2 protein-coding genes (1 of these 2 cut by a window edge) are annotated in these 23,096 nt (G+C 73.3%); both read right to left on the bottom strand.

Translation table 11 applies throughout. The features are described 5' to 3' along the window. Nucleotides 1-14 precede the first annotated feature (14 nt). Nucleotides 15-9,293: a type I polyketide synthase gene (locus ACFCY1_RS23585; RefSeq protein WP_375875959.1), complete on the bottom strand. Its 9,279-nt coding sequence runs from the start codon at nucleotides 9,291-9,293 to the stop codon at nucleotides 15-17. A gap of 28 nt (nucleotides 9,294-9,321) precedes the next feature. Next, nucleotides 9,322-23,096, bottom strand: the 3' portion of a protein-coding gene (locus ACFCY1_RS23580) for a type I polyketide synthase (protein ID WP_375875970.1). Its footprint extends 4,507 nt past the window's final position; the window shows 13,775 of its 18,282 coding nt (coding positions 4,508-18,282); its start codon lies off the right edge, out of view; the stop codon is at nucleotides 9,322-9,324.

Below are 23,096 nucleotides of genomic sequence, written 5' to 3'. Positions count from 1 at the left end.
AGCACCGGAGATCATCACGACGCCCCCAGTTCCTTGTTGATGAAGTCCAGAACCTCGTCGGCCGAGGCTTCGTTGAGCTGTCCGGCCACGGTCTGCCGGGTGGCGGCGGCGCCACCGTCCTCCGCGCCGGCGCCGGGGGCGCCGCGCCGCATCCACCGGGACAGCAGGGTCTGCATGCGCTCGGTGATGTCCTGGCGCGCGTCGGCTCCCCCGTCGACGGAGTCCAGTTCGGCGGCCAGCCGCTCCAGGGTCTCCAGCACCGGATCGCCGTCGTCCGCTCCACCGGTGCCGACCAGCTCACCCCGTACGTAGTCCGCGAGGGCGGTGGCGTTCGGGTGGTCGAAGACCATCGTGGAGGCCAGCTTGACACCGACCTCCTTGGAGAGGCGGTTCCGCAGCTCGACCGCTCCGACGGAGTCGAAACCCAGCTCCTTGAACGCCCGCTGCGGCAACACGTCGTCCGCCGACTCGTGACCGAGGACCGCGGCCGCGTGGCCCCGGACCAGGTCGGTCAGGACCTGGCGCTGCTCAGCGACCGGCATTCCGGCCAACCGGCTTGCCCACGCGCCGACTTCCTCGGTCGTCGTGGTGACGGCGGCCTCGGCGGCCAGGACCGCACGGACCTCGGGCAGATCCGCCAGCAGACGGCTGGCCCGGTAGAGGGTATAGGTCGGCACGAACTGCGGCCAGTCGAAGCCGGCCACCACCATCGCACCCTCGCCCGCGTCCAGGACCTGGCCCAGCGCCAGCATGCCCCGACGCCCGTCGATGCCCTCCATACCGAACTCGCGCAACCGCTCACCGCCCGAGCTCGCGGCCATCCCGACACCGGCCCACAGGCCCCAGGCGACCGAAGAAGCCACCAGGCCCCGGGCCCTGCGATCCTCGACCAACGCGTCCAGGTGCGCGTTCGCCGCCGCATAGCCGCCCAGGCCACCGCTTCCCCACACACCCGCGCCCGACGAGAACAGCACGAACGCGTCGAGATCACGGCCGGCCGTCAACTCGTCCAGCACCATGGCACCGCCGACCTTCGCCGACAGCAGCCGCGACAGCTCGGCCACCGACAGCTGCTCCACCGGCGTCCGCCCGCCCGTCCCGGCCGAGTGAACCACCGACGACAGCACCGGACCCGTCGCATCGATACGGTCCAGGATCTCCGCCACGGAGGCGCGGTCGGCGACGTCGCACGTCACCACCTGCACCGCCGTTCCACGAGCCGCGATCGAGGCCGCCAACTCCGCCACACCGGCGGCACCCGGACCCGAACGGGACGTCAGCACGACCCGCGAAGCACCACGATCCGCCACCCACTGGGCGGTGATCGCACCCACGCCGCTCGTGCCACCCGTCACCAGCACCGAACCACGCGGCGACCACGCCTCACGCACGACCGGACGGCCAGCGCGCACCAACCGCCGCGCCACCACACCGCCCGCACGCACCGCGACCTGGTCCTCGACACCCGCGAGAACCGACACCAGCCGCGCACCCGTACGCGCATCCACGGAAGCCGGAAGGTCGATCAGCCCGCCCCAACGGCCCGCCAACTCCAGCCCCGCCACGGCACCCAGACCCCAGACCTGCGCCTGCACCGGCCGCACCACATCACCCGCGACCGCACCCACCGCACCCCGCGTGACCACCCACAGCGGAGCGGACACACCGAGCCGGCCAAGCTCCTGAACCAGCGCGAGCGTGTCAGCGCCACCACGCGACACCCACGGACCCGCCTCCTCCGGCGACTCGTCCAGCGCCAGCAGCGACACCACACCCCGCAGATCACCGAGCGCGGCCACGGTCTGACCGATCCGGTCAGGACGGTCCGCAGTGACGACATCGGCACCGTGATCCGCCAACGCCTGCGCCACGACGCCCGCGTCGGTGCCGTCCCCGACCAGCAGCCACGTCCCGGTCAGCACCCCGCCGGACTCGCCCACCGGCGCCCACGACACCCGGTATCGCCAGTCCGCGACCGCCGAGCCGGCCAGGCCACGGCGCCGGTAGTCGGCCAGCGCCGGCAGCACCTCACCCAACCGGTCACCGTCGATGTTCAACGCCGCCGCAAGGCCGTCGGCGTCCCCGCCCTCGACCGCCGCCCAGAACTCGGCGTCGACGACGGAGCCCTCGGCAACCTCGGCCACCGCCTCGGGCCAGTAGTGACGGTGCTGGAACGCGTACGTCGGCAGATCCACCGTCGAACCACCGCCCAGGAGCCCGGCCCAGTCGACGGGGAGCCCCCGCACATAGGCCTCGGCGAGCGAGGTCAGCAGCCGCTGGGCGCCGCCCTCGTCGCGCCGCAGGGTGCCCACGACGACCGGGGAACGGTCCTCCAGGGCGTCGCCGATCGCCGGGGTCAGCACCGGGTGCGGCGACACCTCCAGGAACACACCGTGTCCCGCGTCGCCCAGAATCCGCACGGCACGGTCGAACTCCACCGTCTCCCGGAGCGACGCGTACCAGTAGGCCGGATCCAGCTCGGGGCCGGACAGCCACGCACCGGTCAGCGCCGACACCATCGGGATCCGGGCTTCGGTCGGAGCGATGCCCTGGAGAACCGAGAGGATCTCCTCCCGCAGCTCGTCCACGTGCGCGCTGTGGGACGCGTAGTCCACCGGGATCATCCGGGCACGCGGCGAATCCCCACAGGCGTCCGCCAGTTCACGCAGCGCATCGGCGTCACCGGAAACCACCGTCGCCGACGGACCGTTCACCGCCGCGACCGACAGGCGAGAGCCGTACGACGCGATCCGCGCGCGGACACCGTCCACCGGCTCCGCGATCGACAGCATCCCGCCACGACCGGCCAGCACCTTCAGGGTCTTGCTCCGCAGAGCCACCACCTTGGCGGCGTCCTCCAGGGAGAGAATCCCCGCGACGGCGGCAGCGGCGATCTCACCCTGCGAGTGACCCAGCACAGCGTCCGGAGCGACGCCCGCCGCCTGCCACACGGCCGCGAGCGAGACCATCACGGCCCACAGCGCCGGCTGCACGACGTCAGCGGCCTCGAAACCGTGCCGACCAGCCAGCACATCGTCCAACTGCCAATCCACGTAAGGCGTGAGAGCCTCGGCACACTCCGCCAACCTCGCGGCGAAGACCGGCGAGGCCTCCGCCAGCTCACGCCCCATGCCGACCCACTGGCTGCCCTGACCGGGGAAGACGAACACCGTCCGCCCCACCTCGCCAGGAGCCACCGACCCGGTCACCACACCGGACGCCGGCTGCCCCGTGGCCACCGCCACGAGACCCGCCGCGAGCTCACTCCGCTCGCCGCCGAGCACGACGGCCCGGTGTTCCAGCGCCGCACGCGTCGTCGCCAGCGACCACGCGACGTCGCCCACCGACAACTCCGGCCGCGCCAGCACGTGTTCACGCAGCCGACCGGCCTGACCGGCCAGCGCGGTCGCGCTGCGACCGGACACCACCCACGCCTGGACCCCGCTCTCCACCGCCGGGGCGGGAGCCGGGGCGCTCGCCTCGATCGCGGCCGGGGCCTCTTCGATGATCACGTGCGCGTTGGTGCCGCTGATGCCGAAGGCCGACACACCCGCCCGGCGCGGCCGCTCGCCCGCCGGCCACGCCACCTCGTCCTGCAGCAGACGGACGTTGCCCGTCTCCCAATCGACGTGCGAGGACGGCTCGTCCGCGTGCAGCGTCTTCGGCAGCACACCAGCTTGCAGGGCCAGCACCACCTTGATCACACCGGCCACACCCGCGGCCTGCTGAGCGTGCCCGATGTTCGACTTCACCGACCCCAGCCACAACGGCCGGTCCTCGAACCGCTCCTGGCCGTACGTCGCCAGCAGCGCACCCGCCTCGATCGGGTCACCCAGCTCCGTACCCGTCCCGTGCGCCTCGACCACGTCGACGTCCGCCGCCGAGATCCGGGCGTTGGCCAACGCCGCCCGGATGACCCGCCGTTGGGCCGGACCGTTCGGCGCCGTGAGACCGTTCGACGCACCGTCCTGGTTGATCGCGCAGCCGCGCACCAGGCCCAGGACCCGACGGCCCTTGCGCTGCGCCTCGGAGAGCCGCTCCAGCACGAGCATGCCGGCGCCTTCACCGATGCCCATGCCGTCCGCGCCCTCGCCGAAGGCCTTGCAGCGGCCGTCGGAGGCGAGCGCCCGCAGGCGCGAGAAGCCGACGAACTCGCCCGGGTCGGCCATCACCGTCACACCGCCGGCGAGGGCGACGTCGCACTCGCCCGACCGCAGCGCCTGCACCGCCTGGTGCAGCGCGACCAGGGACGACGAGCACGCCGTGTCGACGGTCACCGCCGGGCCCACCAGGCCCAGGGAGTACGAGATCCGGCCGGAGAGCACGCTCAGCGCGTTCCCGGTGATCAGGTGGGCCTGGGCTCCCGCCTCGCCGCTCGCGGCGCCGATGTAGCCGGAGGAAGCCGCGCCGACGAAGACTCCGGTCGCGGAGCCGTGCAGCGACTTCGGGTCGATGCCGGCCCGCTCGACGGCCTCCCAGGAGGTCTCCAGCAGGAGGCGCTGCTGCGGGTCCATGGCGAGGGCCTCGCGCGGGCTGATGCCGAAGAACCCGGCGTCGAACTCCGCTGCCCCGCTGAGGAATCCGCCCTCGACCACGTAGGTCGAGCCCTCGGCGTCCGGGTCCGGGTCGAAGAGCGCGTCGACGTCCCAGCCGCGGTCGGCCGGGAAGGCGCCGATCGCGTCCCCGCCCGCCGCCAAGAGGTCCCACAGCTCCTCGGGCGTCCGGACACCGCCCGGGTAACGGCAGGCCATGCCGACGATCGCGATCGGGTCGGTCGACACCGCCGCCGCCGTCACGGTCTGGCCCTCGTCCGCGTCCGTGCCGAACAGCGCGGCCAGGATCTCGTCCGCCAGCGCCGAGGCGCTCGGGTGGTCGAAGATCACCGTGGACGGCAGCCGGACGCCCACGGCCGCGTTGAGACGGTTGCGGAGCTCGACGGCGGTCAGCGAGTCGAAGCCCAGCTCCCGGAACGCCCGGCTGGCCACGATCTCGTCCACGGAGTCGTGCCCCAGCACCGCGGCGGCCTGGGCCCGGACCAGTTCCACGACGGTCCGGCGCCGCTCGGCCACCGACAGGCCCGCCAGGCGCGCGGCGAACTCGCCGCGCTGCTCGTCGACCGTACGAGGGGCGGTGTCCTCCTGGGCCTCGGGGATGGTGTCCAGCAGCGGGCGCGGGCGGGCGGCCGTGAACACCGGCGCGAACTTCTCCCACTCGACGTCCGCGACCGCGATGAAGGTCTCGTCGTCCGCGAGGACCTCGGCGAGCGCGGTCAGCGCCCGCTGGGTGTCCAGGAAGTTCATGCCCTGCCGCAGCAGGCGGTGCGGGGTGACGCGGCCGGGAGCCTGGTCCATCGCCGCGTCCACGGCGTCCCAGTCGCGGGTGTTCCAGACACCCCAGGCGATCGAGGTCCCGGGCAGGCCACGGGCGCGACGGTCCTCGGCGAGCCCGTCCAGGAAGGAGTTGCCCGCCGCGTACGCGGCGTGGTCGTTGCTGCCCCAGGTCGCCGAGATCGACGAGAACATCACGAACTCGTCGATGCCCAGGTCCGCCGTCGCCTCGTCCAGGTGGACGGCGCCGGCCGCCTTCGCGCCGACCGCCAGGGCGAGCCCGTCGCGGTCGGTGTCCTCCAGCCGTGCGAGGAACGGGGTGTTCGCCGAGTGCAGGACGGTGGAGAGGCCGGGGCCGGAGGCCTCGATCCACGTCACCATGCCGGTCACCTGCTCGCGCACCGACAGGTCGCACGACACGACCTCGACGGCCGAACCAGCCTGCGCCAGCGTGGCCGCGAGCGCCGCCACCCCGGGCGCCGACGGGCCGGAGCGGGAGGTCAGAACCACCCTCGGCGCACCGTGCTCGGCCAGCCACGGACCGAGGACGACGCCGATCGCACCCGAGCCGCCGGTCAGCAGGACGGTGCCGCGCGGCGACCAGTCCTCCGACTCGACGCGCCGGGCCTCAGCGCGTACCAGCCGGCGCAGGAACACCCCGGACGGCCGCACCGCGACCTGGTCCTCACTGCCATCGGCGAACACGCTGACCAGACGAGCGGCGGCATCGGCGTCCAGCGCCGGCGGCAGGTCGACCAGACCGCCCCAACGGTCCGCGTGCTCCAGACCGACCGTACGGCCGAGACCCCAGACCTGCGTCTGCACCGGGCTCGTCGTCACCTCGTCCGGGCCGACGGCCACCGCGCCGCGGGTCAGCACCCACAGCGGAGCCGCGACCCCGGCCCGGCCCAACGCCTGCACCAGCTCGACGGTCTCCGCCAGCCCGCGCTGAACCAACGGGTGGTCGGCGAGCGGCGTCTCGTCCAGGGCCAGCAGCGACACCACACCGGCCACGCCCTCGGCCGGCACCGCGCCAAGCTGCTCCGGGCCAACGGCCGTCACGACCTCGGCACCCTGACCGGCCAACGCCTCGGCGACCGTCGCCGCCTCGGGGCCGTCGCCGACGACCAGCCAGGTGCCGGACAGGTCCGCCGGGCCACGAGCGGTGGAGGGCTGCCAGGTGATGCGGTAGCGCCAGTCGTCCACCGACAGCTTCGCCCGCTCCACTGCCGGGGCCTCGGGCCAGTAGCGGCGCCGCTGGAAGGCGTAGGTCGGCAGCGCGACGGTCGTCCCGGCGCCGAGCACCGACGCCCAGTCGACGGGGGCGCCCTGGACGTACGCCTCGGCGAGCGAGGTCAGCAGGCGCTGCGCGCCGCCCTCGTCGCGCCGCAAGGTGCCTGCGACCACCGGGGAGCGGTCCTCCAGGCTGTCACCGATCGCCGGCGTCAGCACCGGGTGCGGCGACACCTCCAGGAACACGCCGTGGCCCGCGTCGCCGAGGATCCGCACGGCACGGTCGAACTCCACCGTCTCGCGCAGCGACGCGTACCAGTAGGCGGGGTCCATCTCCGGGCCCGACAGCCACGCGCCCGTCAGCGCGGACACCATGGGGATCCGGGCCTCGGTCGGCACGATGCCCTGGAGAACAGCGAGGATCTCCTCGCGCAGCTCGTCCACATGGGCGCTGTGGGACGCGTAGTCCACCGGGATCATCCGGGCGCGCGGCGAATCCCCGCAGGAGTCCGCGAGTTCGCGCAGCGCGTCGGCGTCACCGGAGACGACCGTCGCCGACGGGCCGTTCACCGCCGCCACCGACAGGCGAGAGCCGTACGGAGCGATCCTCGCCCGAACACCCTCCACCGGCTCGGCAATCGACAGCATCCCACCACGACCAGCAAGGGCCTTCAGGGTCTTGCTCCGCAGAGCGACGACCTTGGCGGCGTCGTCCAAGGAGAGAATCCCCGCGACGGCCGCAGCGGCAATCTCACCCTGCGAGTGGCCGACCACGGCGTCAGGAGCGACACCCGCCGCCTCCCAGACGGCGGCGAGCGAGACCATCACCGCCCACAGCGCCGGCTGCACGACGTCAGCGGCCTCGAAACCGTGGCGCCCCGCCAGCACATCGTCCAACTGCCAATCCACGTAAGGCGCCAGGGCCGCAGCACACTCCGCCAGCCGCGCCGCGAACACCGGCGAGGCCTCCGCCAGCTCACGCCCCATGCCGACCCACTGGCTCCCCTGCCCCGGGAAGACGAACACCGTCCGCCCCACACCGGCGGCCGCCACCGACCCCGTGACCACACCCGCCGCCGGCTGCCCGGTGGCGACGGCCGTCAGCCCCGCCGCCAGTTCATCCCGGTCCGCGCCGAGCACGACGGCCCGGCGCTCCAGCGCCGCACGCGTCGTCGCCAGCGACCACGCCACATCGCCGACCGACAACTCCGGCCGCTCCGCCACGTGTTCACGCAGCCGACCCGCCTGACCCGCCAGCGCCGCAGCGCTCTGACCGGAGACCGGCCAGGCCGACGCCCCACCGGCGAACACCGGAAGCACCCGGGCCTCCCGCGCCTCGGGTTCGACGGCCGCCGGAGCCTCCTCCACGATCAGGTGGACGTTCGTCCCGCTCACGCCGAACGCCGACACACCCGCACGCCGCGGCCGCTCGCCCGCCGGCCACGCCACCGGTTCCTGGAGCAGCCGCACGTTCCCGGACGTCCAGTCCACGTGCGAGGACGGCTCCTCGGCGAACAGCGTCTTCGGCAGCACCTCGTGCCGCAGCGCCATCACCATCTTGATCACACCCGCCACACCGGCCGCGCACTGCGAGTGCCCGATGTTGGACTTCACCGACCCCAGCCACAACGGCCGGTCGGCGGCGCGGTCCTCGGCCTGCCCGTAGGTGGCCAGCAGCGCCTGCGCCTCGATCGGGTCACCGAGCGTCGTGCCGGTGCCGTGCGCCTCGACCACGTCCACGTCCGCCGCCGACAGCTGCGCGTTCGCCAGCGCCGCACGGATCACCCGCCGCTGCGAGGGACCGTTCGGCGCCGCCAGACCGTTCGAGGCGCCGTCCTGGTTCGCCGCGCTCCCGCGGATCACCGCCAGCACCTGGTGCCCGTTACGGCGCGCGTCCGAGAGACGCTCCAGCAGCACCATGCCCGCACCCTCGCCCCAGCCGATCCCGTCGGCCTCCTCCGAGAACGCCTTCGACCGACCGCTCGACGCCATACCGCCCTGACGCCCGAACTCCATGAACGCACCCGGCGACACCATCACCGCCACGCCGCCGGCCAGCGCCATCGAGCACTCACCGGCCCGCAGCGCCAGGATCGCCTGGTGCATCGCCACCAGCGACGACGAGCACGCCGTGTCCACCGTCACCGCCGGACCGGTCAGACCCAGGCAGTACGAGATCCGACCCGAGGCGACCGCCGACACCGCGCCGATCAGCCGGTAGCCGTCCAGGCTCTCGTCCTCGACGGGCAGAACCGAGCTGTACCCCGACGTGTTCGCTCCGATGAACACACCGGTCATCGACCCGTGCAGCGACTTCGGGTCGATCCCGCCGTGCTCGATGGCCTCCCAGGAGGTCTCCAGCAGCAGGCGCTGCTGCGGGTCCATCGCCAGCGCCTCGCGCGGGCTGATCCCGAAGAACCCCGCGTCGAACTCGGTCGCGTCGTAGACGAATCCGCCCTGCCGGCGGTACGTCTGCCCTCGGCCGAACGCCTCCTCGAAGGCCTCCCAGCCGCGATCGGCGGGGAAGGCGCCCACCGCGTCGACACCGCCGGCCACCAGGTCCCAGAACTCCTCGGGACCCGTCACACCGCCCGGGAACCGGCAGCCCGCACCCACGATCGCGATCGGCTCGCTCGACGCCGCAAGGAGCGCGCTGTTCTGCTGCCGGAGCCGCTCGGCTTCCTTGAGGGAGGTGCGAAGTGCTTCGACGAGCCTGTCGTTGGTCGTTTCCATGATCATGTGCTCCGAATCAACGAGGGCGTCAGGAGTCTTTGCCATCGAGGGCTATGCGAATGAGGTCTTCGGCGTCCATGCCGTCGATGGACTCCGTATCCGTTCGACTGTCCGCGCCGTTGTCCTGGGCCGGGTCGGCGAGTTGCAGCAGCAGGTCCAGCAGGCCGGCCTGCCGGATGCGGGCCAGCGGGATCGCCGCGATGGCCTCCCTGAGGGCCAGCTCGTCGGCGTCACCCTCCGGAGCGGCCTGCTCCGGCATGAACTCGCGCAGGATCTGCTCCGCGAGGGCGGTGGCGTTCGGGTGGTCGAAGACCATCGTGGAGGCCAGCCGGATACCGAGCGCCTTCGAGAGGCGGTTCCGCAGCTCGACCGCTCCGACGGAGTCGAAGCCCAGCTCCTTGAAGGCGCGTTGCGGCAGCACGTCGTCCGCCGAGTCGTAGCCGAGGACCGCGGCCGCGTGGCCCCGGACCAGGTCGGTCAGGACCTGGCGCCGCTCCGCGGCCGGCATTCCGGCCAACCGGCCCGCCCACGCGCTGACTTCCTCGGTCGTGGTGGTGCCGGCCTCGGCGGCCAGGGCCTCCCGAACCTCAGGCAGGTCCGCCAGTAGACGGCTGGCCCGGTGAAGGGTATAGGTCGGCACGAACTGCGGCCAGTCGAAGCCGGCCACCACCATCGCACCCTCGCCCGCGTCCAGGACCTGACCCAAGGCCAGCATGCCCCGGCGCCCGTCGATGCCCTCCATACCGAACTCGCGCAACCGCTCGCCACCGGAGCTCGCGGCCATCCCGACGCCCGCCCACAGGCCCCAGGCCACCGAAGAAGCCACCAGGCCCCGGGAGCGACGGTCCTCGACCAACGCGTCCAGGTGCGCGTTCGCCGCCGCGTAACCGCCCAGGCCACCGCTGCCCCACACACCCGCGCCCGACGAGAACAGCACGAACGCGTCGAGATTCCGACCCGCCGTCAACTCGTCCAGCACCACAGCGCCGCCGACCTTCGCCGACAGCAGCCAGGACAGGTCCGAAGGCTCGATCTCCTCGACCGGCCTACGGTCACCGACACCCGCCGAGTGGACCACCGACGACAGCGCCGGGCCCGTCGCGTCGATACGGTCCAGGATCTCCGCCACGGAGGCGCGGTCGGCGATGTCACACGCCACCACGTCGACTGCCGATCCACGAGCCGCGATCGAGGCCGCCAGCTCCGCCACACCGGCGGCACCAGGTCCCGAACGGGACGTCAGCACGACCCGCGAGGCACCACGATCCGCCACCCACTGGGCGGTGATCGCACCGACGCCGCTCGTGCCACCCGTCACCAGCACCGACCCACGCGGCGACCACGCCTCGCGGACGACCGGACGGCCGGCGCGCACCAATCGCCGCGCCAGCACACCGCCCGCACGCACCGCGACCTGGTCCTCATCGCCGACCAGGACGGACGCCAGCCGCGCACCGACGCGGGCGTCCACGGCAGCCGGAAGGTCGATCAGCCCGCCCCAGCGGCCCGCCAACTCCAGCGCCGCGACGGCACCCAGACCCCACAGCTGCGCCTGGACCGGCCGCACCGCATCACCCGCGACCGCACCCACCGCACCCCGCGTGACCACCCACAGCGGGGCGGACACACCGAGCCGGCCAAGCTCCTGAACCAGCGCGACCGTCGCGGCCAGACCGCCGGGAACCAGCGGGAACGCTTCCTCCGGCGACTCGTCCAGCGCCAGCAGCGAGACCACACCCCGCAGGTCGGAGTGCGCGGCCACCGCAGCGGCGACACCGTCCGGAGTCGAGCGGACGACCCGCGCACCCGGAAGGTCCAGCGCCTCCGCGACCGCAGCCGCGTCGGTGCCGTCCCCGACCAGCAGCCAGGTCCCGGCCAGGACCCCGTTGGACTCGCTCACCGGCGCCCACGACACCCGGTACCGCCAGTCCGCGACCGCCGAGCCGGCCCGCTCACGGCGCCGCCAGTCGGTCAGCGCACCCAGCGCGGCATCCGCCGGGTCCACCCCGAGCAGACCGGCGAGCGCGGTGACATCACCACTCTCCACGGCGGTCCAGAAGCCCGCCTCCGCACCGGTGGCCACCGTGACGTCCGCGCGCTTGCGGTCCGCCTCCGGCCAGTAGTGGCGGTGGCGGAAGGCGTAGGTGGGCAGGTCCACCGTCGAACCGCGGCCGAGTACGGCGGCCCAGTCGACCGAAAGACCCTGCGCGTACACCTCGGCGAACGAGGTCAGCAGACGCTGCGCGCCGCCTTCCTCCCGTCGCAGCGTGCCCGCGACGACCGGGGCCATCGTCTCCAGGGCGTCACCGATCGCCGGCGTCAGCACCGGATGCGGCGACACCTCCAGGAACACACCGTGCCCGGACTCACCCAGCAGACGAACCGCCCGCTCGAACTCGACGGTCTCCCGCAGCGACGCGTACCAGTACGCCGGGTCCAGCTCGGAACCCGCCAGCCACTCGCCCGTCAGCGCCGAGACCATGGGGATCCGGGCCTCGGTCGGAGCGATGCCCTGGAGAACCGAGAGGATCTCCTCGCGCAGCTCGTCCACGTGCGCGCTGTGGGACGCGTAGTCCACCGGGATCATCCGAGCGCGCGGCGAATCCCCGCAGGAGTCCGCGAGTTCACGCAGAGCATCCGCGTCACCGGAAACCACCGTCGCCGACGGACCATTCACCGCCGCGATCGACAGACGGGAACCGTACGGGGCGATCCGCGCCCGGACGCCGTCCACCGGCTCCGCGATCGACAGCATCCCGCCACGACCCGCCAGCGCCTTCAGAGTCTTGCTCCGCAGAGCAACGACCTTCGCGGCATCGTCGAGGGAGAGAATCCCGGCCACAGCGACGGCAGCGATCTCACCCTGCGAGTGACCCACCACCGCGTCCGGAGCAACACCCGCCGCCTCCCACACAGCGGCGAGCGACACCATCACCGCCCACAGCGCCGGCTGCACCACATCGGCGGCCTCGAAACCGTGAAGCCCGGCCAGCACATCGTCCAACTGCCAGTCCACGTACGGGGCGAGAGCCGCAGCGCACTCCGCCAGCTTTGCCGCGAACACCGGCGACGAAGCGGCCAGCTCACGCCCCATGCCGACCCACTGGCTCCCCTGACCGGGGAAGACGAACACCGTCCGCCCCACCCCACCGGGAGCCACCGAACCGATCACCACGCCCGCCGCCGGCTGCCCCGTGGCCACCGCCGCCAGACGCTCCGCGAACTCGCCCCGCTCCCCGCCGAGCACGACGGCCCGGTGCTCCAGCGCCGCACGCGTCGTCGCGAGCGACCACGCGACGTCGCCGACCGACAACTCCGGCCGCGCCAGCACGTGTTCACGCAGTCGGCCCGCCTGGCCGGCCAGCGCCTCGGCGTCCCGTCCGGACAGCACCCACGCCGGGACACCGCCCGACAGCACCGGCACGACGCTCCCGCCGTCACTGTCGACGGGCGTCTCCACCTCGGCCGGCGCCTCTTCGATGATCACGTGGGCGTTGGTGCCGCTGATCCCGAAGGCGGACACACCCGCCCGGCGCGGCCGCTCGCCCGCCGGCCACGCCACCTCGTCCTGCAGCAGACGGACGTTGCCCGTCTCCCAATCCACGTGCGAAGAAGGCTCGTCCGCGTGCAGCGTCTTCGGCAGCACACCAGCTTGCAGCGCCAGCACCATCTTGATCACACCGGCCACACCCGCGGCCTGCTGGGCGTGCCCGATGTTCGACTTCACCGAACCCAGCCACAACGGCCGGTCCTCGAACCGCTCCTGGCCGTACGTCGCCAGCAGCGCACCCGCCTCGATCGGGTCACCCAGCTCCGTACCCGTCCCGTGCGCCTCGACCACGTCCACATCCGCCGCCGACAGCTGCGCACTCGCCAACGCCGCCCGGATGACCCGCCGTTGGGCAGGACCGTTCGGCGCCGTGAGACCGTTCGACGCACCGTCCTGGTTGATCGCGCTGCCGCGCACCACGCCGAGCACCCGGTGCCCGTTGCGGCGGGCGTCCGACAGCCGCTCCAGTACCAGCATTCCGACGCCCTCGCCCATGCCCATGCCGTCCGCGCCCTCACCGAAGGCCTTGCAGCGGCCGTCGGCCGACAGCGCGCGCAGCCGCGAGAAGCTCACGAACTCGCCCGGGTCGGCCATCACCGTCACACCGCCGGCCAGCGCCACCGTGCACTCGCCCGACCGCAGCGCCTGCACCGCCTGGTGCATCGCCACCAGCGAGGAGGAGCACGCCGTGTCGACGGTCACCGCGGGCCCGTTCAGGCCCAGCGTGTACGACACCCGGCCGGACAGGACGCTGAGCGCGTTCCCGGTGATCAGGTGCGCCTGGGCCTCCGCTTCGTCGCCCAGCACCCCGATGTAGCCGGAGGCGGCCGCACCGATGAACACGCCGGTCGCGGAGCCGTGCAGCGACTTCGGGTCGATGCCGGCCCGCTCGACGGCCTCCCAGGAGGTCTCCAGCAGCAGGCGCTGCTGCGGGTCCATCGCCATCGCCTCACGCGGGCTGATGCCGAAGAAGCCGGCGTCGAACTCCCCGGCGCCGCCGAGGAATCCGCCCTCGATCACATAGGTCGAGCCCTCGGCGTCCGGGTCCGGGTCGAACAGGCCGTCGACGTCCCAGCCGCGGTCGGCCGGGAAGCCGCTGATCGCGTCGCCGCCCGCGGCCAGGAGGTCCCACAGCTCCTCGGGCGTCCGGACGCCTCCGGGGTAGCGGCAGGCCATGCCGACGATCGCGATCGGATCGGTCGAGGCCGGTTGCACCACCACCGGGGCGGTCTCCTCCGAGACGCTCCCGAACAGCGCGGCCAGGATCTCGTCCGCCAGCGCGGACGCGCTCGGGTGGTCGAAGATCACCGTGGACGGCAGCCGGACGCCCACGGCCGCGTTCAGGCGGTTGCGCAGGTCCACGGCGGTCAGCGAGTCGAAGCCCAGCTCACGGAACGCCCGGCTGGCCACGATCTCGTCCGCCGACTCGTGGCCCAGCACCGCGGCCGCCTGGGCCCGGACCAGTTCCACGACGGTCCGGCGCCGCTCGGCCACCGACAGACCCGCCAGGCGCGCGGCGAACTCGCCGCGCTGGTCGTCGACCGTACGAGGGGCGGTGTCCTCCTGGGCCTCGGGAATGGTGTCCAGCAGCGGGCGCGGCCGGGCGGCCGTGAAGACCGGCGCGAACTTCTCCCACTCGACGTCCGCGACCGCGATGAACGTCTCGTCGTCGGCGAGGACCTCACCCAGCGCGGTCAATGCCCGCTGGGTGTCCAGGAAGTTCATGCCCTGCCGCAGCAGCCGGTGCGGGGTCACCCGGCCCGGTGCCTGGTCCATCACCGCGTCCACGGCGTCCCAGTCACGGGTGTTCCACACACCCCAGGCGATCGAGGTCCCCGGCAGGCCCCGGCCGCGACGGTCCTCCGCGAGCCCGTCCAGGAAGGAGTTCCCGGCGGCGTACGCGGCGTGGTCGTTGCTGCCCCAGGTCGCCGAGATCGACGAGAACATCACGAACTCGTCGATGCCCAGGTGCGCCGTCGCCTCGTCCAGGTGGACGGCGCCGGCCGCCTTCGCGCCCAGTGCCGCCGCCAGGCCTTCGTGATCCGTGTGCTCGACCCGCGAGAGGTACGGGGTGTTCGCCGAGTGCAGGACGGTCGACAGGCCGGGACCGGTGTTCTCGATCCACGCCACCATCGCCGCAACCTGCGCACGCTCCGTCAGGTCGCAGCTGACGACCTCGACGGCCGAACCGCCGGTCGCCACGGCGGCGGCCAGCGCCGCCACACCGTGCGCCGACGGGCCGGACCGGGAGGTCAGAACCACCCTCGGCGCGCGGTGCTCGGCAAGCCACGGACCGATGCAGACGCCGATCGAGCCGGTGCCGCCGGTCAGCAGGACGGTACCGCGCGGCGACCAGCCCGCCGACTCCACACGGCGGGCCTCCGCCCGCACCAGACGGCGCAGGAACACACCCGACGGCCGCACCGCGACCTGGTCCTCACTGCCATCGGCGAACACGCCGACCAGACGAGCCGCGGCATCGGCGTCCACCACCGGCGGCAGATCGACCAGACCGCCCCAGCGGTCCGCGTGCTCCAGGCCGACGGCCCGGCCCAGACCCCAGACCTGTGTCTGGGTGGGGCTGGTCGTCACCTCGCCGGCCGCGGCCTGCACCGCGCCGCGGGTCAGCACCCACAGCGGAGCGGTGACCCCGGCCCGGCCCAGCGCCTGCACCAGGTCGAGGGTGTCGGCGCTGCCGCGCGGGACCCACCCGAACTCGGCGTCCAGCGACTCGTCCAGCGCCAGCAGCGATACCACGCCCTGGACATCCGCACCGGCGACGGCCTCGTCGAGGCCCGCCAACGTCGTCCGCACGACCTCGGCGCCACAACTCGCCAGCGCCTCGGCCATCACACCGGCGTCCGCCGCGTCCCCGACCAGCAGCCAGGTACCGGACAGGACCGCCGGGCCGCTCCCTGTCGCCGGCTGCCAGGTGATCCGGTAGCGCCAGTCGTCCACCGACGCCCTGGCCCGCTGCGGGGTGCGCGGCTCCGGCCAGAACCGCTGGCGCTGGAAGGCGTACGTCGGCAGGCCGACGCTCTCGCCACCACCGAGCACCGTCGCCCAGTCCACCGGAGCGCCCTGGACGTAGGCCTCGGCGAAGGACGACAGCAGGCGCTCGGCCCCGCCGTCCTCGCGGCGCAGGGTGCCGACCACCACCGAACCGTCGACGTCCTCGACCACGTCGCCCACCGCACCGGTCAGTACCGCGTGCGGGGACACCTCCACGAACACCCCGTGCCCGGAGGCGCCCAGGATCCGGACCGCCCGCTCGAACTCGACGGTCTCGCGGAGCGAGGCGTACCAGTAGTCGGGGTCCAGCTCCGGGCCCGACAGCCATGCGCCCGTCAGCGCGGACACCATGGGGATGCGGGCGTCGGTCGGCGTGATGCCCTGGAGAACAGCAAGGATCTCCTCGCGCAGCTCGTCCACGTGGGCGCTGTGGGACGCGTAGTCCACCGGAATCATCCGGGCACGCGGCGAATCCCCACAGGAGTCCGCGAGTTCACGCAGCGCGTCGGCGTCACCGGAGACGACCGTCGCCGACGGGCCGTTCACGGCCGCGACCGACAACCGGGAACCGTACGAAGCGATCCGCGCGCGGACACCCGCCACTGGCTCGGCAATCGACAGCATCCCACCACGACCAGCAAGGGCCTTCAGGGTCTTGCTCCGCAGAGCGACGACCTTCGCGGCATCGTCGAGGGAGAGAATCCCGGCCACAGCGGCGGCGGCAATCTCACCCTGCGAGTGGCCGACCACGGCGTCAGGAGCGACGCCCGCCGCCTCCCAGACGGCGGCGAGCGAGACCATCACGGCCCAGAGCGCCGGCTGCACCACATCGGCGGCCTCGAAGCCGTGCCGGCCCGCCAGAACGTCGTCCAACTGCCAGTCCACGTACGGCGCGAGAGCCTCGGCGCACTCCGCCAACTTCGCGGCGAAGACCGGCGAGGCCTCCGCCAACTCGCGCCCCATGCCGACCCACTGGCTGCCCTGACCGGGGAAGACGAACACCGTCCGCCCCACCCCACCAGGAGCCACCGACCCGGTCACCACACCCGCCGCCGGCTGCCCCGTGGCCACCGCCACGAGACCCGCCGCGAGCTCACTCCGCTCGCCACCGAGCACGACCGCCCGGTGCTCCAGCGCCGCACGCGCCGTCGCCAGCGACCACGCCACATCGCCGACCGACAACTCCGGCCGCGCCAGCACGTGTTCACGCAGCCGACCGGCCTGACCGGCCAGCGCCGCGACACTCTGGCCCGACACCGTCCACACGGCAGGCGCGGTCCCGAGGACCTCCGGCGCCAGCTGCTCCGCCGGGCGCTCGGCCTCGACCGCCGCGACCGGCGCTTCCTCGACGATCAGGTGGACGTTGGTGCCGCTCACGCCGAACGCCGACACACCCGCCCGGCGCGGGCGCCCACCCGCCGGCCACTCCACCGCCTCCTGGAGCAGACGGACGTTGCCCGTCTCCCAGTCCACGTGCGAGGACGGCTCGTCCGCGTGCAGCGTCTTCGGCAGCACCTCGTGCCGCAGCGCCATCACCATCTTGATCACCCCGGCCACGCCGGCGGCGCACTGCGAGTGTCCGATGTTGGACTTCACCGACCCCAGCCAGAGCGGCCGGTCGGCGGCGCGGTCCTCGGCCTGCCCGTAGGTGGCCAGCAGCGCCTGCGCCTCGATCGGGTCACCGAGCGTCGTGCCGGTGCCGTGCGCCTCGACCACGTCCACGTCCGCCGCCGACAGCTGCGCGTTGGCCAGCGCCGCACGGATCACCCGCCGCTGCGACGGACCGTTCGGCGCCGCCAGACCGTTCGACGCGCCGTCCTGGTTCGCCGCACTGCCACGGATCACCGCCAGCACCTGGTGGCCGTTGCGCCGGGCATCGGACAGGCGCTCCAGCAGCACCATGCCGGCGCCCTCGCCCCAGCCGATGCCGTCGGCCTCGTCCGAGAACGCCTTCGACCGGCCGCTGGAGGCCATGCCGCCCTGCTGGGCGAACTCCATGAAGGCGGCCGGGGAGACCATCACCGCCACGCCGCCGGCCAGCGCCATCGAGCACTCGCCGGCCCGCAGCGCCTGCACCGCCTGGTGCATCGCCACCAGCGAGGACGAGCACGCCGTGTCCACCGTCAGAGCAGGACCGGTCAGGCCCAGGCAGTACGAGATCCGGCCGGAGTGGACAGCGGTCACGTTCCCGATCAGCCGGTAGCCGTCCAGGCTGGTGTCCTCGACGGGCAGGACCGAGCTGTACCCCGAGAAGTTGGCGCCGACGAAGACGCCGGTCGCCGAGCCGTGCAGCGACTTGGGGTCGATCCCGCCGTGCTCGATGGCCTCCCAGGAGGTCTCCAGCAGCAGCCGCTGCTGCGGGTCCATCGACAGGGCCTCGCGCGGGCTGATCCCGAAGAACCCGGCGTCGAACTCGGCCGCGTCATGGACGAATCCGCCCTGTCGCCGGTACTCCTGGCCCTTGCCGAACTCCTCCTCGTAGGCGTCCCACCCGCGGTCGGTCGGGAAGCCGCCGATGGTGTCGGTGCCGGAGGCCACCATGCTCCAGAACTGCTCGGGGCCGACCGCCCCGCCCGGGTACCGGCATCCCATGCCGACGATCGCGATCGGCTCGCCGATCGCCGCGGCCACGACCTGGACCGCGCCGTCCCGCTGGACCGTCTGCTCGTCCGCGCCGACGAGTTCGCCGCGGACGTAGTCCGCGACGGCGGCGGCGTTCGGGTGGTCGAAGACCATCGTGGAGACGAGCCGGACGCCGAGCGCCTTCGAGAGGCGGTTCCGCAGCTCGACCGCTCCGACGGAGTCGAAGCCCAGCTCCTTGAAGGCGCGTTGCGGCAGCACGTCGTCCGCCGACTCGTGGCCGAGGACGGCCGCCGCGTGACCGCGCACCAGGTCGGTCAGGACCTGGCGCTGCTCCGCGACCGGCATCCCGGCCAACCGGCCCGCCCACTCGCCGACTTCCTCGGTCGTCGTGGTGACGGCGGCCTCGGCGGCCAGGACCGCACGGACCTCGGGCAGGTCCGTCAGCAGCCGGCTCGGCCGGTGCAGGGTGTAGGTCGGCACGAACTGCGGCCAGTCGAAGCCGGCCACCACCATCGCGCCCTCGCCCGCGTCCAGGACCTGGCCCAGCGCCAGCATGCCCCGACGTCCGTCGATGCCCTCCATGCCGAACTCGCGCAACCGCTCGCCACCGGAGCTCGCGGCCATGCCGACGCCGGCCCACAGGCCCCACGCGACCGAGGAGGCCACCAGGCCCCGGGAGCGGCGGTCTTCGACCAACGCGTCCAGGTGCGCGTTCGCCGCCGCGTAACCACCCAGGCCACCGCTGCCCCACACACCCGCGCCCGACGAGAACAGCACGAACGCGTCGAGATCCCGACCCACCGTCAACTCGTCCAGCACCATGGCACCGCCGACCTTCGCCGACAGCAGCCAGGACAGGTCCGAAGGCTCGATCTCCTCGACCGGCCTACGGTCACCGACACCCGCCGAGTGGACCACCGACGACAGCACCGGACCGGTCGCGTCGATCGAGTCGAGCAGGCTTGCCACGGAGGCGCGGTCGGCGACGTCGCACGCCACCACCTCCACTGCCGTCCCGCGAGCCGCGATCGAGGCCGCCAGCTCCGCCACACCGGCGGCACCAGGACCCGAACGGGACGTCAGCACGACCCGCGAGGCACCACGATCCGCCACCCACTGGGCGGTGATCGCACCCACGCCGCTCGTACCGCCCGTCACCAGGACCGAACCGCGCGGCGACCACGCCTCGCGCACGTTCGGACGGCCTGCACGCACCAACCGCCGCGCCAGCACACCGCCCGCACGCACCGCGACCTGGTCCTCGACACCCGCGAGAACCGACACCAGCCGCGCACCCGTACGTGCGTCCACGGAAGCCGGAAGGTCGATCAGCCCGCCCCAGCGGCCCGCCAACTCCAGCCCCGCCACGGCACCCAGACCCCAGACCTGCGCCTGGACCGGCCGCACCGCATCACCCGCGACCGCACCCACCGCACCCCGCGTGACCACCCACAGCGGGGCCACAACCCCGGCACGGTCGAGCGTCCGGATCAGCGCGAGCGTGTCAGCACCACCACGCGACACCCACGGGAACGCCGCCTGCGGCGACTCGTCCAGCGCCAGCAGCGACAGCACTCCGCTCAGGTCGGAGCACGCGGCCACCGCCTCACCCACGGCATCCACCGCAGTACGGACCACGGTTGCCCCGTGGGACTCCAGCGCCTCCGCGACCGCAGCGGCATCCGGGGACTCCCCCACCAGCAGCCACGTCCCGGTCAACACCCCGCCGGACTCGCTCACCGGCGCCCACGACACCCGGTACCGCCAGTCCGCGACCGCCGCATCGGCCTGGCCACGGCGCCGGTAGTCGGCCAGCGCCGGCAACACCTCGCCCAGCCGGTCGCCGTCGATGTTCAACGCCGCCGCAAGACCGTCGGCGTCCCCGCCCTCGACCGCCGCCCAGAACTCGGCATCGATGACGGAGCCCTCGGAGGCCTCGGCCACCGCCTCGGGCCAGTAGTGACGGTGCTGGAACGCGTACGTCGGCAGGTCCACCGTCGAACCACCGGCGAGGACCGACACCCAGTCCACCGTGGCGCCCTGGACGTAAGCCTCGGCGAACGACGTCAGCAGGCGGTCCGCACTGCCCTCGTCGCGCCGCAACGTGCCCACCACGACCGGGGACAGCGCCTCCAGGGCGTCACCGATCGCCGGCGTCAGCACCGGATGCGGCGACACCTCCAGGAACACACCGTGCCCGGACTCACCCAGCAGACGAACCGCCCGCTCGAACTCGACGGTCTCCCGCAGCGACGCGTACCAGTACGCCGGGTCCAGCTCGGAACCCGCCAGCCACTCGCCCGTCAGCGCGGAGATCATCGGGACCTGCGCCTCACGAGGCCGGATCCCCTCAAGGACGGAGAGGATCTCCTCGCGCAGCTCGTCCACATGGGCGCTGTGCGAGGCGTAGTCCACCGGAATCATCCGGGCGCGCGGCGAATCCCCGCACGCCTCGGCGAGTTCGCGCAGCGCATCGGCGTCACCGGAAACCACCGTCGCCGACGGACCGTTCACCGCCGCCACCGACAACCGGGCACCATACGGGGCGATCCGCGCGCGGACACCCGCCACCGGCTCCGCGATCGACAGCATCCCACCGCGACCGGCCAGGGCCTTCAGGGTCCGGCTGCGAAGAGCAACAACCTTCGCCGCATCCTCCAGCGAAAGAATCCCCGCGACAGCAGCCGCCGCGATCTCACCCTGCGAGTGACCGACCACGGCGTCCGGAGCGACGCCGGCCGCCTCCCAGACCGCCGCGAGCGAGACCATCACGGCCCACAGCGCCGGCTGCACCACATCGGCGGCCTCGAACCCATGAAGCCCGGCCAGCACATCGTCCAACTGCCAGTCCACATAAGGCGCGAGAGCCTCGGCGCACTCCGCCAGCCGCGCCGCGAACACCGGCGACGAAGCGGCCAGCTCACGCCCCATCCCGACCCACTGGCTCCCCTGACCGGGGAAGACGAACACCGTCCGCCCCACCCCGCCAGGAGCGAGTCCGCCGGTCACGACACCGGGCGCGGGCTGCCCCGTGGCCACCGCCGCGAGACCCGCCGCGAGCTCACTCCGCTCGCCGCCCAGCACCACCGCACGCTGCTCGAACACCGAACGCGTCGTCGCGAGCGACCACGCCACATCTCCGACCGACAACTCCGGCCGCGCCAGCACGTGTTCACGCAGTCGACCGGCCTGACCGGCCAGCGCCACCGCACTACGACCGGAGACCCGCCACACCGACGTCCCGCCGGTCAGCACCGGAAGCTCCGGGAGCGCCGGGAGCGCCGGCCCGGGCTCGGACGCCGTCTCGACGGCCGCCGGGGCCTCCTCCACGATCACGTGGACGTTGGTGCCGCTGATCCCGAAGGCCGACACGCCCGCCCGGCGCGGCCGCTCGCCCGCCGGCCACTCCACCTGCTCCTGGAGCAGCCGGACGTTGCCCAGATCCCAGTCCACGTGCGAGGACGGCTGCTCGGCGTGCAGGGTCTTCGGCAGCACGCCGTGCCGCAGCGCCATCACCATCTTGATCACACCGGCCACACCGGCGGCCTGCTGGGCGTGCCCGATGTTGGACTTCACCGACCCCAGCCACAGCGGCCGGTCCCCGGCGCGTCCCTGGCCGTAGGTGGCCAGCAGCGCGCCGGCCTCGATCGGGTCGCCGAGCGTGGTGCCGGTGCCGTGCGCCTCGACCGCGTCGACGTCGGACGCCGACAGCTGGGCGTTGGCCAGCGCGGAGAGGATCACGCGCTGCTGCGAGGGGCCGTTGGGCGCGGACAGGCCGTTGGAGGCGCCGTCCTGGTTGACGGCGCTCCCGCGGAGCACGCCGAGCACCTGGTGCCCGTTGCGGCGGGCGTCCGACAGCCGTTCCAGCACCAGCATGCCGACGCCTTCGCCGATGCCCATGCCGTCCGCGCCGTCGCCGAAGGCCTTGCAGCGGCCGTCGGAGGACAGCGCGCGCAGCCGCGAGAAGCCGACGAACTCGCCGGGGTCGGCCATCACGGTCACGCCGCCGGCCAGTGCCACCGTGCACTCGCCCGACCGCAGTGCCTGGGTCGCCTGGTGCAGCGCGACCAGCGAGGAGGAGCACGCGGTGTCCACGGTCATCGCCGGGCCGACCAGGCCCAGGGAGTAGGCGATCCGGCCGGAGAGCACGCTCAGCGCGTTCCCGGTGATCAGGTGGGCCTGTACGCCGGCCTCGTCCCCGACCGCGCCGAAGTAGCCGGACGGGGCCGCGCCGATGAAGACGCCGGTCGCCGAGCCGTGCAGCGTCTGCGGGTCGATGCCCGCGCGCTCGACGGCCTCCCAGGAGGTCTCCAGCAGCAGGCGCTGCTGCGGGTCCATGGCGAGGGCCTCGCGCGGGCTGATGCCGAAGAACCCGGCGTCGAACTCCCCGGCGCCGCTGAGGAATCCGCCCTCCACGACGTAGGTCGAGCCCTCGGCGTCGGCGTCCGCGTCGAACAGCGCCTCGGCGTCCCAGCCGCGGTCGGCCGGGAAGCCGCTGATCGCGTCCCCGCCGGCGGCGATCAGGTCCCACAGCTCCTCGGGCGAGCGCACGCCGCCCGGGTATCGGCAGGCCATGCCGACGATCGCGATCGGCTCCGAGGGCGCGGCGGCCACCGCGACCACCTGGCCCGGGCCCTCCGCCCCGAACAGCGCGGTGA

It is taken from the genome of Kitasatospora sp. NPDC056273 (assembly GCF_042268845.1).
GTDB lineage: Bacteria > Actinomycetota > Actinomycetes > Streptomycetales > Streptomycetaceae > Kitasatospora.
Note: the sequence above shows the minus strand (reverse complement) of the source record. Positions and strands in the feature narration are given on the sequence as shown.